The 17,705-nt window shown below is 52.3% G+C and carries 6 protein-coding genes and 1 pseudogene; 5 read left to right on the top strand and 2 right to left on the bottom strand.

Annotated features, from left to right (window positions below):
* The first annotated feature begins 23 nt into the window (after positions 1-23).
* Together QZ408_RS14410 and QZ408_RS14405 are read left to right on the top strand one after the other, a co-directional pair.
* Positions 24-4,802, top strand: coding sequence for a HEAT repeat domain-containing protein (locus QZ408_RS14410; protein WP_292492659.1), 4,779 nt, complete (start codon positions 24-26; stop codon positions 4,800-4,802).
* 195 nt (positions 4,803-4,997) lie between these two features.
* Positions 4,998-9,788: a DEAD/DEAH box helicase gene (locus QZ408_RS14405; RefSeq protein WP_292492656.1), complete on the top strand. Its 4,791-nt coding sequence runs from the start codon at positions 4,998-5,000 to the stop codon at positions 9,786-9,788.
* Positions 9,789-9,794: 6 nt separating this feature from the next.
* Here QZ408_RS14405 and QZ408_RS14400 read toward each other — a convergent pair whose 3' ends face one another.
* A complete protein-coding gene (locus QZ408_RS14400) occupies positions 9,795-11,786 on the bottom strand; it encodes a hypothetical protein (protein ID WP_292492655.1) in 1,992 nt (663 codons plus the stop codon).
* A 464-nt stretch (positions 11,787-12,250) separates the two neighbouring features.
* Between QZ408_RS14400 and QZ408_RS14395 the strand changes: the two genes are divergently transcribed.
* Both QZ408_RS14395 and QZ408_RS14390 read left to right on the top strand, forming a co-directional pair.
* On the top strand, positions 12,251-15,142 hold the full coding sequence (locus QZ408_RS14395; protein ID WP_292492653.1) for a UvrD-helicase domain-containing protein: 2,892 nt from the start codon (positions 12,251-12,253) through the stop codon (positions 15,140-15,142).
* A 17-nt stretch (positions 15,143-15,159) separates the two neighbouring features.
* Positions 15,160-16,767, top strand: a complete 1,608-nt coding sequence (locus tag QZ408_RS14390; RefSeq protein WP_292492650.1) for an IS1634 family transposase — start codon at positions 15,160-15,162, stop codon at positions 16,765-16,767.
* A 157-nt stretch (positions 16,768-16,924) separates the two neighbouring features.
* Here QZ408_RS14390 and QZ408_RS14385 read toward each other — a convergent pair whose 3' ends face one another.
* Positions 16,925-17,170 carry a hypothetical protein gene (locus QZ408_RS14385; RefSeq protein ID WP_292492648.1) on the bottom strand — a complete coding sequence of 82 codons (246 nt, stop codon included), beginning with the start codon at positions 17,168-17,170 and terminating at the stop codon, positions 16,925-16,927.
* Positions 17,171-17,405: 235 nt separating this feature from the next.
* Here QZ408_RS14385 and QZ408_RS14380 point away from each other — a divergent pair.
* A pseudogene (locus QZ408_RS14380) lies at positions 17,406-17,705 on the top strand (hypothetical protein); the annotation flags it as partial.

Raw genomic sequence — 17,705 nt, 5'->3', positions numbered from 1 at the left:
ATCGAATGGACGTTTCGGGAAGAATGGACTCAAAACGCCTTCGGGAAATACAGGCTATCATTCAAAAAGATATCATTCAGTCCACCTACAAACTTGCTCTTCTGCGGGCAATCATCGAGATCGCTCAGGAATTCAACGGAAGTAAAATCGTCCTGAACGGGATATATGCCTATCCTTTCTCACTTCTGCAGCGCAAGTTGCTTACATATTACTATCCCCTATTTGCTCATCCATTATTCATCCCCCAGATGTATGGGGAATCGGTGATTTCGCGTAACGGAAGGCAGCTTACCATTCGCACGAGTATGAACCCCATTATTCAGTACTATCACTCTAATGGTGGTTACGAAGGATTCCTATCGGATCTGGAAAACAATAAGATCCCTGGTGAGATCGCTGCAGGGTACTCTAGCCTTTTTGAGACGATCCGGAAAACATTCATCGCACAACCGATGAAGTATCTTGGCAACTCACTCCGGCCTGAAGGATACACGGTAGTCAAGTATCTGGCACGGCTCCCTCAAAACGACAGTACACCTGTGACTTCCCCGGCAGATCCGGACGGTTATTATACCGTTTCCCAAGAGTATGCCCGAATTTTTGAAGCTCCCTCCTGCGCACGGCAACTCCTCGATTCGGTGGTCCGGCGCTGGATCGGGTACACGCTCAGCCTATCGGATACCCTCACCCGCGAGGAACTTTATAGTCTGTTTGCACCTGGTTCTCATGCCGGAACCGATGAAATCGAACTCCAATCCCCCCCAAAACCAGCCACATCCCTCCCGCTCCCTGCGCCAATCTCTACAGGGTATGAGACGAGCCTCGCTTCCCGGGGGAGCCCGGCCTCGATGATACTTACTCTTGAAGAGGCAATACGGGCTGAATACGCACAGTTCTCCTCACAGCAACAGAGCATCCAGGACGACATGGGGACTCTTCTCAAAACAGAATTGAAGTTACAAAAGATCGATGAATCCATACGGCGAATCGAGGCTCTTTATGGCGTATCACCTCAGGACAGCGTTTCGCAGGGAACTTTCGAAGCACTCTCCCGATACTACGCGGAACAACAGGTCGCACAGGATGCCTACTCTGACACAATGGCTCATTTACTCGTGAGTAAGCAGAAGATCTCCGAACTTAAGCGGGAAAGAGACCGGCTCCAGCAGAAGATTCAAAAGGTGACGAGGGCTCTCACCACGAGGAAGCGGCAGCAGGACCTTATCGACCGGCTACGTCATGAACTTGCACTTCTCGACGGTTCCGACGTCCAGCCAAGACCGTTCGGGTACATTGATAAGCCGATCGCACGGTTCCTCACATATTGCGGTGACGTTACACTGGATATTCTGAGCCAGTGTCTCCGTCTCATCCCTGATCCCACAGAGACGACAATGGTGAAGCCTGCCTTGCCAGCCTGGTTTATTGACGAGTTCGATACCTGGTGGATGAAGAAGCAGGAGGTGCAGAAAAGTAGCAGAGAAGGTGGCTCCGGGAAACTCTCCACGCGCAGACCATTTCTCGCCTTTGATGAGCACCATGGCGAGATTCAACTGACCGTTCCATCGCAGGTTATCGAACGTAACGAAGGGCTCGACCACGTGTCACTTACCATTCATGATGGTTCACAGATTCTCCATGAGGAAGAACTCCCGCTGTACTATGCGGACGAAGGACTGACTACAGAAGAGATCACGGTACGCGTGGAACGTCCTTCGCAGTATTATCACGTTGAACTATCTGCTCCGGGGGTGTCCCCAGCGTGGGTGATCGATGGGTTTGGCAATCCAGATCCCTTATGTCTCTTTGACTATGAGACGGGCAGGTGTATCGAGCAACAACGGCTTCCATCAAAGAGGTTCATCCTTCTTACCCGGAACAAGCCAATCATAACCCCTGAAACAGCCGTGCTCTTTACCGGTCGCCTTTTTGGTGACTGGTATGGCTTCCAGTATTACGTTGTCGATCCGGTTCATGACCTCTCGATAAGCGATCTTCAAGCAATCTCCGGTGAAGGTGATCGGGAATTCGCAAAACTTGATCTCTACTTCGATCCCGGATGCTTTGATAGGTATCTTCGATTGGATGGGCGGAGCGTTGTCCTTGGTCCTCCACCCCATCTCCAAATTTTGTTTGAGGACGAAGAAGTTCTCTCCAATACAATCCTCTCCATTCACCCGCTTGATCGGGATCCTACCTTAAAGCCGACATTTCACCCCGTTGTAGATCTGGAGGAGGGAGCGGAGATTGACCCGGATGGACATGTTTGCAACGTGGATCTCGGTCACCCAAATCTGCTAGGGAAAGAACGGATAGGGGCTTTCACCATTCGTGTACGTAACGAGAGTTGTCGAACTGATATCCGGGTAGAGTGTGTGTTTCTTCGCGGCATCTCGTACCGGTTCTCAAAGCCCCTCTACTTGCCTGCTGAAGGTGTATCGCCGGTTCAACTCGAGATCACCTGTCCCCAATCGGTCCGTTTTGAGCCGGACGGGTCTGTGGAGATGGATATAACAGAGACAGGGTTTCTGGTAACATCAGAGCTGATGCCCAAGATCCGGGGGAAACTTTGGTATCCCACGAGCGATGGTAGTATTTTTGAGGGAATGTTGTCAGTTTCAGTACCTCATGCAGTCTGGCGGTTTGAGGATGAGGCGGCAAAGACCATTTACCCGCTCGAGCGTTCCGTCCCGACAATCACTGACATCGACTATCGCTCACTGGGCGTTGATCCTGGTCTTCGCATATTCTTACCTGAATCCTTCGGTGGTACGGGAACGGTATCGATGCTGCCTCAAAACCAGACTATCATCCGCCGGCTCGTCAAAGGGCAGGGTCATTTTCCCCTTGCTCAATTCAACGATACGCTCAGAGTGACCGATGCAAAACATATGCATTTTGAGTTTACGATAGAGGATCAGCGTGGTGGAGGCATACAGTTTCCTCTCTTTGCCCTTCAGCGCTGGTATATCCACCTTCCAAATTCCCCTCGTGTTTCAATCGATCCGTCGGGGAACCGCATCATCGAGATCGAGTGGGAGGAGTATGGAGCTGCCCGGAAGCGGTTCTTACTTCTCTGGAGGAAGAAGGAGTCCAGGGGTGCATCCCGGGTGTATGCTGAAGAGATCCCGGCTGCTGCGCGGGAATTTACAATTCAGGGGGATCATGAACTGCCGCTGTCTCCCGGCAGCTATTATCTGCAGTTCTACAGGATTTCCAATGATTGGGACTCCCCGCCGATATCTTTCCCGGGAGATGGGGCGCCTAACGTCTTCCCGCTCCGTATCGAGCAGAGCAAGGATCGTATGCCGGATGGACAATCTCTCGAATCAGAAGAGAATACATCTGGAGATCCTGAACGCCCGGCGTTCGATGCTGGAATTGAGCGGTTAATCTGTGAGATTGAGTCTGGTGATCCGAAGAGGCGTATCATGGCGCTAAATGATTTTAAGGAGGGCTATTCGATACGCCGCATAAGTTATCACCTGCCGGAGAATTATCCCATACAATATGAGCGACTTCAGGCGGCACTTTCTGCTGTGATAACGGATGCCCGGATACCCCAGGAAGCCAGAACTGCCTCTGTTGAGTTACTGGGAAGGAATTTCAATCAGGAAAGGGAACATACGCTCATTGCAGTGCTAAATAACCCCAATTCTACAAAAGATCTGCGCATTGCAATCTTGAAAGCTCTGGGTCACGGGAACACGGAAGAGTGCCTGAATGCACTGTTGACCTCGCTTGGCGATCCTGATCCCGACGTCCGGGGTGAATCGGCAACATCGCTGGGAAACATCGATAACAAACATGCCGTTAAGCCATTAATCGAGCTGTTAGATGATAAATCCGTGGCGGTCCAGCGTAAAGCTGCAGCCTCGTTAGGCTATACTCGCTCTCATGCTGCGTTTGAACCTCTTGTATCAATCGCTTTCGATGAGAACCGGGACATGGATCTCCGGATTACAGCAATCTCCGCGCTTGCGAAGTTTCATTTAAATGAGGGAATTACCAGGGCACTGCTTATCTTATCGAGAAAGGCAGACGAGAATGAGGAGGTTCGTAAGATCGCTACGAGTGTTCTTAGTATTCAGGGCAGACTGGATGTTGAAGAGAAGAAGAAGCATATCGCTGAGCTCATCCAGGAGATGAAAACATCGTCACGCGGAAGGCGGATCTCTGCCATAAAGCAGTTAAGTGCGTTTGGTGACGAGGAAGTTATTCTTGCTCTCATGGAAGCCGCTCAGGATGATTCTGTTGATATCAGAAGGGTGTCTGCAGATTCACTTCGCCGAACTAATAAGCCAATGGCTATTCCGGCTCTCATACGGTTACGTGATGATCCGGACGATGATATCCGGGAGACTGCCGAATTTGCATGTAAACGGCTTCTGAAAATGCTCATGTCGGACCTAAAACAGACCAGCGATAAACGAACTACAGCGGCGAAGCATCTCTCTAAAATGGGGGCATTCGCAGTAAATCCGCTGTTGGCCATGTTACATGAATCTAATAGCATTCAATCAGAGCGTGCAAATCCGATTGAGATCCAGAGGAGCATAGTAAGCGCCTTATCGAAAATGGATGATCCCAATGCTGTTGACCTCATAACTCGGGCGCTACAGGATAAGGATGACCTGATTGTATGGGGAGCAGCCGAAGCTCTCGGCGCTATCGGCGATGCGAGCGCGATTGGCCCACTTGAAGAGGCACTGGTACAGTACGATCAGGCAAGGAGGCGGAGTCCAAGTATGACGTATGTGTGGAAGGCGATTATGGACGCCCTCGAACGCTTGAATGCTTGAATTTTCAGAAGTGCATCCCTCATCTTTTGACATAATGGGTAGATCATTTGCTTATGCAGGGCGCTAGAAGGAGATGAGACGAAAGAAAAGGGCAAGCCTGATAAAAGGGTGCGCCAAAGGAGATATTATCGATAGCAGGACTGCCCTATGTCACTGAATCCCCTTAAAGTAACGCAGTCGATTTCTCAGCGCTATATGCGGTACCTCAAGACGACGTTCCAGATAAACGATCCCGACCTCGCCGCCCTGTTCAAGGCTACCGTCGAAGAGCATGAGTTTGTGAAAGGACCAATTCTCGAGGCGACTCCACCTTTCAGAAAAGGGTGTACTCTTCGCCACCTCATCGATGAAGGTATTCTCTCACCACGTTTTGAGTCTCTCAACCAGAATCTGCTCCCTCTTGACCGCCCGCTCTACCTTCACCAGGAAAGGGCTATTCGCAGGACCGTAGGAGAGGGACGTAATCTCGTCGTCGCAACCGGTACAGGGAGCGGTAAGACGGAGATCTTCATCGTAACCATCCTCAATACGCTCTTCCGGCAGCAGGAGTCAGGTCTGCTCAATCCCGGGGTTCGGGCTCTGCTTCTCTATCCGATGAATGCGCTCGTCAACGACCAGCTCAAACGCCTGAGGCAACTTCTCAAATCATGCCCGGAGATCATCTTTGGCCGGTATACCGGAGAAACTCGCGAAAAGCAGTTGGATGCAGAGGAAAACTACAAAAAGATTCATGGAAGTGATCCACTCCCCAACGAACGTATCTCCCGGGAGAAGATGCGCGAAACCCCGCCGCATATCCTTTTGACCAACTATGCGATGCTTGAGTATCTTCTCCTGCGTCCCCGGGACAACGTGTTCTTCGATGGCGAGTTCTCAAGAAACTGGAGATTCATCGTTCTTGACGAAGCGCACACTTACACTGGAGCCAAGGGCATAGAGATGGCAATGCTTCTCCGGCGGCTGAAAGATCGGGTCGTCCGGAGCGAGCCCGGCCAACTGCAGTGCATCGCTACAAGCGCCACTCTTGGCGGTGGAGAAGAGGACTATCCGGCAGTTGCACGCTACGCTGCCCAGTTATGCAGCGAGGACTTCGGGATGGAGGATGTCATCAGCGCTGAGCGGGAGGCTATTCCAGATATCCATGGATGGGGATCGCCGGATCCGGTCGTATACCAGGCGTGGCGGGACATCTTTGTTGCCGGCAGGCAGGAAGTTCAGGCGCTCTATGAGGCAGGGATGCGTCATGCTGTGCCGCAGGAAGTTCTCGATGAGGCACGCAGGCGGGCTGGCGACAACGCGCATGCGTTTCTCTTCCATGTGCTGGAAGGAGATGAACGCCTTCTGTGGTTGAGGCGTCACCTCGCGGACGGTCCTGATGAATTTGATAAAATCTGCCAGCAATTATGTGATGGAACTCTGCTGGATACCGAGGCAATCGTTTCGCTGGTCGAGATTGCCGGGATGGCACGTCTCCGCCCCTCAGAAGCTTCCTTGCTCTCTGCCCGATACCATCTCTTTGCCCGGGCGGTAGAGGGAGCGTATCTCCAGTTTTTCCCCGATAGGAAACTCTACCTCGAACCGGCGAAGAGCGTTGAGGTGGGGGGGCATGAATATCCCATCTTTGAACTCGGGACCTGCCGATACTGCGGCGTCCCGTATCTGCTCGGAAAAACCGAGACGATTGGAGGTCAGACGTTCTTCAGACAGAATGTGCTCCCATACTACGAAGACGAAATGCCGGATAAGCACTTCCTGCTCGTATCATCAGTCCTCCCGGAGAGCGATAACGAGGATGATGAGGTCGAGATCGGTACACGTGCCAGTATCAAAGGTGAGCAGTATATCCTCTGTGGGCGGTGTGGGTCCCTCGACAGAGCCACCCGTGTGAAGCCCACGTGCTCGTGTGGAGATGAGTACCAGATCCTCCTGATTCGTATCTCATACTCTGGGACTACGTTGCACAAATGCCCTGTCTGCACCCATCTCAGCCCCGGGATGCCGGTTGCGTCGCGGTTTGTCATGGGGAGGGACGCGATACCATCTGTCCTTGCAACAGCAATCTACCAGGAACTTCCCGACAGAATGGAGAGGGATCGGACCGAACTCGAGAACCAACCCGCTAATCCGTGGACGCCGGTGAAGGCACCATCGGTTGCCGGGAGCGGAAGTAAGCGTAACCTGCTGGTCTTCTCTGACAGCCGCCAGGACGCTGCCTACTTTGCCCCATACCTGAGCCAGACATACGATAAAATCGCCAGGCGCTCTCTCATCGTCCAGGTCATCAGGGAGAACGCAGACAGAATCCTCAAGAACCAATGGCGCGTTATCGATTGTGCGTCACCGCTCCTGGAGAAGGTCAGGGATATCGGCCTTCTTCCCGAATACACGCCTGAAGAGAGGAGTCGCGAGATCCTGCGGTGGCTGATGTATGAGTTCACTTCCGGCAGTATACAGGGGAGCCTTGAGGAGCTGGGACTCTGTGGGTTCCGTCTCGTAAAACCCGATGGATGGGTTCCCCCGGCGCCGCTCCTGTACGAACCCTGGAACCTGTCTGAAGAAGAAACATGGGTGCTCTTCCAGGTGTTGCTCGACTCTTTCAGGAAGAGCGGCGCCCTCCGCTTCCCTGATGGGATCAGCCCGACCGAAGATTTCTTCCAGCCACGGAACTTCCAATTCTATTTCCGGGAGTCTGGTTCCTCTCAGCGGGATCATATTCTCAGCTGGCTCCCTAAATCGGGTTACTCCAATACCCGGCTGGATTATCTCACACGGATAGCAAAGAGGGGTGCAAGCAGCATCTCCGACGAGGATTGCCGCATAGCGTTGAAAGGAATCTGGCAGTTTTTAGCTCCGGGTGGAGATTCTATCTTCAGCGGGTATTTTGTTCAGGATCACCTCGGAAAAGAGGGTGTCGGGACCCTGATGGAGCCGAAACGGTGGGAGATCACCTCGCCACTAATTGAGCCTGATACGCAGTGGCATCTCTGTGACCGCTGCAAAAGACTTACACTTTATAACATCCGTGGGGTCTGTCCGACTTATCGGTGCGAGGGGACGCTCCACCCGGTCGATCCAGGCAAGTTGAGAAGCGAGAACCACTATCGTGTCCTCTATACCGAGACCAAGCCGGTTCCGATGCGGGCAAAGGAGCATACTGCCCAGTTGAGTACCGAGGCTGCAACCGAGTTGCAGCAGGATTTCCTGGACGGGAAGGTGAACATACTCAGCTGTTCGACGACGTTTGAGCTCGGGGTGGATGTCGGCGAACTCGAGGTGGTATTCATGCGGAACATGCCTCCGACAGCTGCCAATTACATCCAGCGGGCTGGTCGGGCCGGAAGGCGGACGGATTCCACTGCCTTTGTGACGACATTCTGCCAGCGCCGATCCCACGACCTCTCCTACTTCAAGGACCCCATGCCTTTTGTCAAGGGTGTCATCCGGCCCCCGTTCTTTGAGATCCAGAACGAGAAGATCGTCAAGCGGCATCTCTTTGCCACCGCGATCGCCGCATTCTGGCGGAAGTACCCGGATACGTTCAGGGATGTGGGAGGTTTCTTCTTTAACGAGAGTCTGGACGTACCGGCTACTCTTCACACATACCTTCGTGAGCATCCGGCGGATCTTGGAGACGCTCTTCAGCGTATCACGCCTGCCGGATTGCATACAACGATCGACCTTGGGGGATGGGGGTTCATTGAGGACCTCTATTACGAAGATGACGATCATCCGGAGAAGGGTCTCATGACGAAGGCTGCATCTATTGTCCGGGAGGACGTGAGAGGGTTAAAAGAGGTCTCTAACGAACTTTATGCTAAGGGTCAAAGGGTCGATGCCATTGGATACCTCATCAGGACCATCAGGACGAGGCCGATTATCGATTTTCTCTCGACCCACAACATCATCCCGAAGTACGGTTTCCCGGTGGATGTGGTTGAATTACAGGTGCTGCATACCTCAGAAGCAGCCCGGAGCCTCGACCTCCAGCGTGACCTCAAGATCGCTCTCTCCGAGTATGCCCCCGGCAGCCAGGTCGTAGCAGCAGGGAGTATCTGGGAGAGTCAATACATCAAACGTAATCCACAGCGCAGCTGGATAACCTACGATTACGTGATTTGTGACACCTGCCACCGGTATCATCGCGAACTTTCTGAACTGGGAAAGGAGTTTGTAACCTGTGAGGCGTGTAAGGGTGATCTACGCAACAGTAGACATCGCGGCACCTTTATCATTCCCGAGTTCGGGTTCATGACCGGTAAATCCGAGCCAAAGCGTGTCTCCGACAAACGCCCCCGGAAGACATATTCCACACGTGCATATTTCTCGGGCGACTGTTTTGCGGAAAAGGATCTTGAGGTGTCTCTGTCAGGCGGAGTGACGCTGAAAGCGGAATCCGCTTCGCACGGCAGACTGGCTATTGTCAATAACGGGAATGGACAACATTTCCGTGTATGTGAGCGGTGTGGCTACGCGATTCCCGGGTTTGAGAGGATCCCGAACAGTCATCAGACTGCCTTCGGGAAGAACTGCAATGGCTCGTTCCGGTCATACGATCTCGGTCACGAGTACCTGACGGACATACTCAAGCTTGAGTTCGTGGGTTACTCCAATACGCATCAGAACTTCTGGCTTTCCCTCCTCTATGCGCTCCTTGACGGGTTAAGCACTTCACTTGGAGTCAACCGTGACGATCTTGACGGTGTTCTCTATCCCGGCAGAGACAAGCTGAACGAGCCGGCGCTCATCCTCTTCGATAGTGTCCCCGGGGGAGCAGGGCACGTGAAACGGGCAATCGAGCAGGAAGAGGCGCTTCGATCCGTCCTGAAGGCAGCATACCGGAAAATGAAAGCGTGCACCTGTGGTGCAGAACAGGGGCACGCAAGCTGTTATGGATGCCTGCGAAACTACCAGAATCAGTTCTGTCATGAGAAACTCGATCGCAGGATCGTAATCGATTTCTTCGAGGGACTCGGGCTCGATGCCTGATGTCCTCTATCTTCTAAAATTTCTCAAGAACTGCGATATGGTATCGATGACCGCATCGATGAGCGTTGAGATGACCCCGGTGGTTTGCGATCCTGTCTGTAGGGGGTGTCGGGACTTCGTCGTTCTGGTGCGGGGTGTACTCTCGGGCATCTGGCTCATCGGCTGGAGTGTATCCTCTGCATACCGGGTTGGTTGTTCTGGTTCCAGGGGAGGTAGTGGCACTTCGGGTTCAAGGGAGGTCTGAACCTCCAGTTCTTCAGGCGGATCACGAGGGACTTCCTGCTTACATGGGTGAGAACTCGCGTTCCCGTCGGAGGTGGCGGCCGGGGTGTCAGTATCATCCGTAAATCCCTGCCGGGCATCGTGGTCGCAGGCGGGCCGGGTCTCCTCTGCAGGAGGGAGCAAATCCTCCGGACCGGTACTCTCCTTGGATTCCAGCATAGGATGGTGCGAGGGATCCTTCTGTTCGGGGATCTGATCATCTACGGGATATCCGGTGGCCGCTTCCGGGATTGTAAGATCCTTGACCTCCTGGTTCAGAGTTCCTGCATTGGAATCTGAGTCGTCGGGGAGATCATCGGGCGGGTACATGCCGTACAACTCGAGATACCTGCTCAGGAGGGTGGGATCTTCATCAGGCGAGTCCTGGTCGAGGGTTAATCCGGGACTCGATTTCGTGATGGCGGATGCCCAGGCATGCGCAGAGGTGATGTCGGGGTCCACGGTGTTGTCGGAGGCCGGCACTGTCTCACCACCATATGGCGGCAGGGGCTCGTTGCTGCAGTCACCCGTCTCCAACTCGCTATCGCTTACCGCCTCAGGCTCCGAGGGGGCTTGACTGTCCTCTTCACTGCAAAACAGGCCATCTATGCTCTCTAGCGATCCTGAATCGTCCTCCATGGTCTCATATGTGGAGCGGAGGGTTTCGAGTTGCTTTACGAGATCGTCGGGGAGTGAGACGCCTCCTTCAGATACTGACTCACAAAGAGCTGTGAGAAGAACCTGCGCCCCGGAGAAGTGGGGCTCTTCCTGGTTCTCGAGCGCTGTCGCAACAGTGCCGATGATTGCGGTGTAGGCCGCATGCCGGAAAGCGTCAAAGTCATTTATGGCGAGCGGATCATCGATCCCGAGCGATCTGTATCGCTGGAATTCACGGTGCATCTCGTCGAGGGCGTGTTTCTGGTCTGCAAGTTCGCGGAGGCACTGCTGGTACTCCCCTTCTAGACGCTGAACGGTCTTGAGGTCTTCCTCAATACCTGTGAGAGCGGTGGGGTTGTACTGTATCGTATTGAGTTCTGCCTGTAGACCTGCGAGGTTTGCCTCTTCCTGGAGAATCTGCTCTTCAATCTGCTGAATCGCTTGCTCAAACTGAGCAGGGTTCAGCCCGACTATCGCCTTTTTTGCATTCTCTACCCGCTTGAGCTTCTTCTGGGTTTCATTTCTTCGAGCTTCAAGATATTCGGCTCTCTTTGCCACCTCTCTCTTACCCTCAAGCCAGAATGCAAGCTCATATTCGCTCCTTGGATTCACGAGTTCTTTGCGGGCCAGCGGGTATACGACCTGATCAAAGAATTGGGCTACCATTGTTCTGGGAATAATACCGTGCAGGAGAATGGGGGTGATATATTTCTGCGAGCCCGGTATTTCAACGGAAAGAAGGTCATATATCTCGATAAATTCCCGAAAGAATCTTCCGAGTCTTATTTGCTGGTTGGTATCCAGGGGTCCAAGTTCGCTGCTCAGCGATCTCCAGTATGTCCCCTCGTCGTAATCCTGGATCCCCTTCCACACGAGGTAACAGGCAAGAATTGTCGGAGTGCTCTCAATCACATCGGATAAATTCTCACTGACCTTCCCTCCAAGGTTCCGTTGAATATATGTGAATACTCGCTCGAGATCACTGTTATTGAGGGGAAGTTGCCCCAACAGTCTTATGGAAGGGAGATGCTGCTGTAGCGTGGACTCACATTCTAACATATCCCGGCATGTCTCGAGCATACAATCTTCCCGGCGTGTTGATATGTGTATACTCCGTATGGAACCCTAAAAAGGTTCCCTTTTGTGGTTAAGGCGAGTAATACTGAGATCATTCCACCACCTCCCGTTCATGATGTGTATACGAAGCACCTGTCTTACGCATAATGATCTTTGGTTATATCGCGTAACGACCTTCTTGACTTGCTTTCGCAGAAGTGGCTTTTTTTCACGGTGGAATTGATACAGTTCTCTGGTCGATCCTGATTGGGAGCTCTTGCAGGCAGGTTAACTCCCTTAGGAGGTTCCTTAGAACAAGTAACGCTTACATTTTGAGGCGGGTCTTATTTCGAAAAGTTAAAAGGCCCAGATAGTCTATTCAGCATAGTTATGGTTTGTTCTGGCGTCAAGGGCATTTCATATGTAAAACTACAACTGATCCATTGGCAACATCTGGTATGACTGAATAATCCGAGGAACACGTTCAAATGGACTTAAACACGGAACTCGAAGAGTTTAATAGCATTTTACGTGAAATCGAGGTGCAACATGCTCGGCTTAAAATCAGCGTACTGCTGATACCCTTCATTATCGGAATATTCTTGTATCTCATAACTCGAAATCGAATCAAGACGCTAACTGTTCTTCGTGACGAGACGCTGCAGGACCTTGAGTGCCGGGTTACCGAGAGCATACGAGAAGCAGAGTCACTGCTTGCCCAGATGAAAGGCTGTGATACCAATTTACCTTATTTCAAGCGGTCGGATTACGAAAAATATCTCTCTGGGTACCTATGTGCGTATGAACCTATCAGGGAAAGGAGCGATCTCTTTCCGGATGCATTTAACCTTCGTGTGAATGAGTGCCTCTCCCGGATCGGAGAAATTGAACGACAGGTCAGGGTACTCAATGCTCAGTTTGTTGAAAGATTATTACAGGACTCCGAGTATCGTGTTGACAGGATAATTCAGGAGGCGGGTTCGCTGCTGGCTCAAATAAAAGCCAGAGATACTTACCTGACTTACGTCACGCTCTCCGAGTACGAAGGGATTCTATCTACGCAACTTCAGATCTGCGATCACATCCTGACCTGGAGTGATCTTTTTCCAGACACTTTTGTCCGTAAAGCGGAAGCGACACGCTTGCGGGTTATGGATATTCAAAAGTATATACGAGAGTTTAACACTCATTTCATCAAACGGCGACTGCAAGAATATGACTACCTCTTCGAAAAAGCTCCTTATCCATTGGATGGAAACCAGAGGCGGGTGGTCATTATCGACGATAAACACAATCTCATTGTCGCAGGTGCAGGTTCGGGGAAAACAGAGGTTCTGATCACGCGCATTGCATATCTTATAGACCGAAAACCGGATACAATTCATCCCGACAGAATTCTCGCGCTTGCCTATCAGAACAAAGCTGCCAAGGAGATGCGAGACCGACTCTATGAGCGCTTCGATAGGGAGGTGAAGATTAAGACATTTCACTCACTCGGGAAAGAGATTGTCGAGAAGGCATGCCTGGATGCCAACCGTGCCGTTCCACAGTTACAGTTTTCCGGGGACAACACCGAGCATGGGTATACGCGGTTCATTGCAACCCTGTATGTCAAAGGGCTGGAATCGGAAGACTTCCAGCGATTGGTTATAAACTATATGGAACATCATAAAGATCCCGGAATTCTGCACGAAGCGACAGATTTTGAGGAGAAGAGAGATTTTTATGAGTATATGCGCGGATTGACATATACTGCCCTCAATGGTGTCGTTGTAAAGAGCGGAGCTGAGAGAAATATCTTGAATTTTCTGCTCACTCATGCCATTAATGGAGAGGAGATTTCCGTTGAGTATGAAAAACCCGCTGAATGGATGCAGTATGTCAACGAAAACGGCGGGATATCAATTCCCAAACCCGATTTCTATCTCCCCCAATACAAGTTATATATTGAACATTGGGCTGTGGATGAGAACGGTAGGGTTCCCGATTGGTTTGAAGGAGAGAATCCATCTGCAACCTACCAAAAAGGCATGACACTGAAGAAAGAGCGGTTTGCCTCACAAGAAGAATATGGGCTGGTCGAAACCTATCATTGGGAGTTTCGCAACACCTCCGTCGAGGAAGTACTCTCAAAAAAACTACTGCAGGCGCTTCACGACCGAAACCCGGGTACTTCCTTTGAGATTACCCCACTACCATACCACAAAGTATACGACAAAGTCTGGAAAGAGTGTCGGGATTCGATCGACTCGCTTCGGGGACAAATAGCGGATTTTATCACCATCGCCAAAACATACAATCTCACGCCGGACGAGATTGAGCGGAGGCTGGAGGACGAGCCGTGGAGCTCGAGACAACTGGCATTTGCCAGGGTCGCTCTGAAGCTCTACAGAGACTATGAGCAATACCTTCGCTCAAACGATCTCATCGATTTTTCCGACATGATCAATCTCGCTGTAAGAGCGTTACATGATAATGACAGCCTCTATAGGGATACATTCGATCACATTCTGGTGGACGAGTACCAGGACATCAGCGCTCAGCGATATGAATTGATCAGGGCTCTTATGGATAAAAACCCCTCTTGCAAACTATTTTGTGTCGGCGATGACTGGCAGAGCATTATGGGGTTCGCTGGGTCAAACGTGGATTACTTTGTACGATTCTCGGATTATTTCGCTCATCCTCAGAGGACCGATCTAACTGTTAATTATCGCAGTTGCGCATCTATCGTCAAAACAGGTGCAGCGATCATATGCCATAATGGTGATGTTCAGTTGCAAAAGGAGACTGTTGCCTTCGATCAATCGGAAACTGTAGCAGTCTGGGTTATAGCAGCGCGAGAGCAAAATGCGTATCGCTATTATCGCCAGGTGGCACACCACTGCGTCGACTACGTTGAATCTTTGTTGAGAGATGGCTATCTGCCCGGTGAGATTATGATCTTATCGCGAATCCTCAATCGCCCCCACCTTCGTGATGAGATCCTTCGCTATGCACGCTCAAAAGGTGTACCGATATCTACCGAGACACAGAAGCGCAATTCCGTGCCTTTTATGTCGGTACACAAGAGCAAGGGGCTGCAGGCACGTGTGGTGATTGTACTGAGCGTTGATGAGGGCCTTTATGGCTTCCCCTGCGAGCTGCAGAACCCTGATATCTATGATCCTGCAGTAGATGGGCGCAGGAAAGATCGCGAGGAGGAAGAACGAAGGCTCTTTTACGTTGCTGTAACCCGGGGCAAGGAGACGGTTGTGCTGCCTGGATTCCCGGGAACCCATAACGAGCCTGATCAATCCGCAATGTTCTTCTCCTCTAAATCCGAATCGTTCTTCAAAATCAAAGCGATAGGTTTATTCCTCGTTATGTATACCACATAACGAGGTGGAGTACCACGGTGGCAGTTGTTTATCAAACGGACAAGCGGTCTGGGATCACCTACGCCTATCGATCTGTCTCCTACTGGGACAAAGAAAAGAAGCAATCCCGAGCTCGACGCACCTTGATTGGAAGGGTAGATAGGGTAACAGGAGAGATCGTTCCCACCGACGGAAGAAACCGTAAGAACCGAGAAGGTGCCGTGCCCGTGACCCGTGATCGCCCGGCAACCGCGCAGGTACACCGGTCTTTTTATGGAGCTACGTACCTGCTTGATGCCATCGGCGAGAACCTGGGAATCACTCATGACTTACAGCAGTGCTTTCCCGACACCTACAAGCAGATCCTCTCCATCGCCTACTATCTCATCCTTGAAGATAGCACGCCGTTATACCGCTTCGAGAAATGGGGTTCGCTCCACAAGCATCCGTACGGCAACCCCATCACCTCCCAGCGCAGCAGCGAATTGTTCGCCAGTATCACTGAGGCGGATAAACACCGATTTTTCACCCTGCAAGGAAAAAGGAGACTGGGACAGGAGTTCTGGGCATATGACACGACAACCCTGTCCAGTTACTCCGAGACCCTCCGCCAGGTACAATATGGTCATAACAAAGAGCACGATCGCCTGCCCCAGCTGAAGCTGGCTCTGGTCTTCGGGCAAGAGTCCAACCTCCCCTTCTACTATCGGAAAATTGCAGGTAATATCGTCGATTCCAAAACCATTCGCCACCTGCTCTCGGATCTGGAGTTCCTCGGGCACTCGAAGATAAAGTTGGTCATGGATCGCGGGTGCTACAGTGAAGACACCATCAACAACCTGTTCCGGGACCATGTGAAGTTCCTGGTCTCGGTCAAGATGTCCCTCTCGCTTATCCGCACTGAGCTGGACGCAATCTACGATACGGTTCGCAGTTTCGAGCATTACAACGAGGATTACGAGCTCTACTGCCAAACCGTTCGAACCACCTGGAAGTACACACAGAAACGCCCGTATAAGGGCGACAAGCTCCGGGAACCACGCCGTCTGTATATCCACTACTACTATAATATCGCCCGGGCGGCTGAAGACGAGCAAGCCTTTGACCGCCAGTTACTCGCACTGAAACGGGAGCTGGAAACCGGTGAGCGTGTTCCGGAGCATGAGAACCTCTACCAGAAGTACTTCTCCATCACGACAACACCCAAACGGGGGGCACAGGTAAAGGTCAAAGAAGAGGTTGTTCGCCAGGATAAGCGCTATTATGGATTCTTTGCCCTGATCACCAATGAGACCATGGATGCAGTGACGGCCCTTGAGCTGTACCGCAACAAAGACGTTGTCGAGAAGGCCTTCGGCAACCTCAAGGAGCGGTTGAGCATGCGGCGGGCTCTGGTCTCTTCGGAGCAGAGTCTTGATGGGAAGTTGTTCGTCCAGTTCGTAGCACTGATCTACCTCTCCTACATCAAAAAACAGATGCAGGTGAAAGGGTTGCTCAAGAACTACACATTGCCGGGCTTGTTAGACAAACTGGATGTCATTGAATGCTTTGAATACCCGGGAAAAGCACTTCGGGTGGGCGAGATATTGGATGCGCAAGCAGAGCTATACTATGACCTGGGGATAAGCCCGCCGACCTCGTTATGAGTGGGCGGGAATGTAGGAAGTATAGTCACGCTCTCCACCGATCCTCCTCAGGTCCCCCTGCACCAGTGTCATTAGTTCCTCTCTAGAATCACCCCCACTCCTTGGGTCGCGCCACATTGTGCCGTGGAAGCACATGCATATGTAAGTAAGAAGTGTGTCACCCCCCGCCGAGCACCTTCACGATCACCGCCACCACCCCGCCGACGACCCCGCCGGCCCCGGCGCTCACCGTCGAAAGCCGCCGCTCCTCTCCCGCTTTCTCCGCCCGCCAGCCCTCCAGCGCCCGGATCCGGGCCTCAAACTCCTCGTCCTGCGCCTCCATCTGCCGCAACATCCGGCAGATCCACTTCACATCCCGGTTCGTCTCGTAAACGAGCTCCCGGGTGGTCTTCTCCTCGGTCATCCTGGTAACCTTCCCGGAGAGCAATAGGATGCCGGAGAGAAAAAGGCTGACCGTAAGGGTTATATCGGAGAATCGGAACCCGATCCGGCCTTTCCGATAAAGTCAGGCTAATCCCCTCCCGGGTATACCCTATGATCGTCTGTCATATTCCCGGGAGCATGCAGGCCACGGAAGATGCATCGCATCTTCCTGCTAGGCACGACCAGGAGTGTTGTGCCGTGAGGAGATACCAACCATGGCAGACTTCGTGCAGAAGACCGTGAACAAAACGGCGGTCCGGGACCTCGCCGTCCCGATCGCCACCGTAACGTCGTTTAACAACCTCATCGAGAGCGTCATCGCCGACAACCCCTTCGGGTGCGTCGGGTATACCGGCTCCGACGGGCAGCCGGTGGCTGCTGTCATCCGGAACCGCGAGCACTACACCGCGAAGGTGAACTTCCTCGACGGCGAGGGCAAGCGGGTGGGCAACGTCTCCCTCCAGTCCCCGACGATCGCCGCCTTCGAGGCGAACGCTGCGGAGGTGCTCGCGAAT

The organism is Methanoculleus sp. 10, from assembly GCF_913757945.1.
Classification (GTDB): Archaea; Halobacteriota; Methanomicrobia; order Methanomicrobiales; family Methanoculleaceae; genus Methanoculleus.
The sequence above is the reverse complement of the archived record's forward strand: the minus strand, read 5'-3'. Positions and strand labels throughout refer to the sequence as shown.

What these genes read in the sequence shown, in the direction of transcription:
- QZ408_RS14410 (WP_292492659.1), top strand. Translation starts at nt 24, where the DNA reads ATGGACTCAAAACGCCTTCGGGAAATACAGGCTATCATTCAAAAAGAT.
- QZ408_RS14405 (WP_292492656.1), top strand. Translation starts at nt 4,998, where the DNA reads ATGCGGTACCTCAAGACGACGTTCCAGATAAACGATCCCGACCTCGCC.
- QZ408_RS14400 (WP_292492655.1), bottom strand. Translation starts at nt 11,786, where the DNA reads ATGCTCGAGACATGCCGGGATATGTTAGAATGTGAGTCCACGCTACAG.
- QZ408_RS14395 (WP_292492653.1), top strand. Translation starts at nt 12,251, where the DNA reads ATGGACTTAAACACGGAACTCGAAGAGTTTAATAGCATTTTACGTGAA.
- QZ408_RS14385 (WP_292492648.1), bottom strand. Translation starts at nt 17,170, where the DNA reads ATGACCGAGGAGAAGACCACCCGGGAGCTCGTTTACGAGACGAACCGG.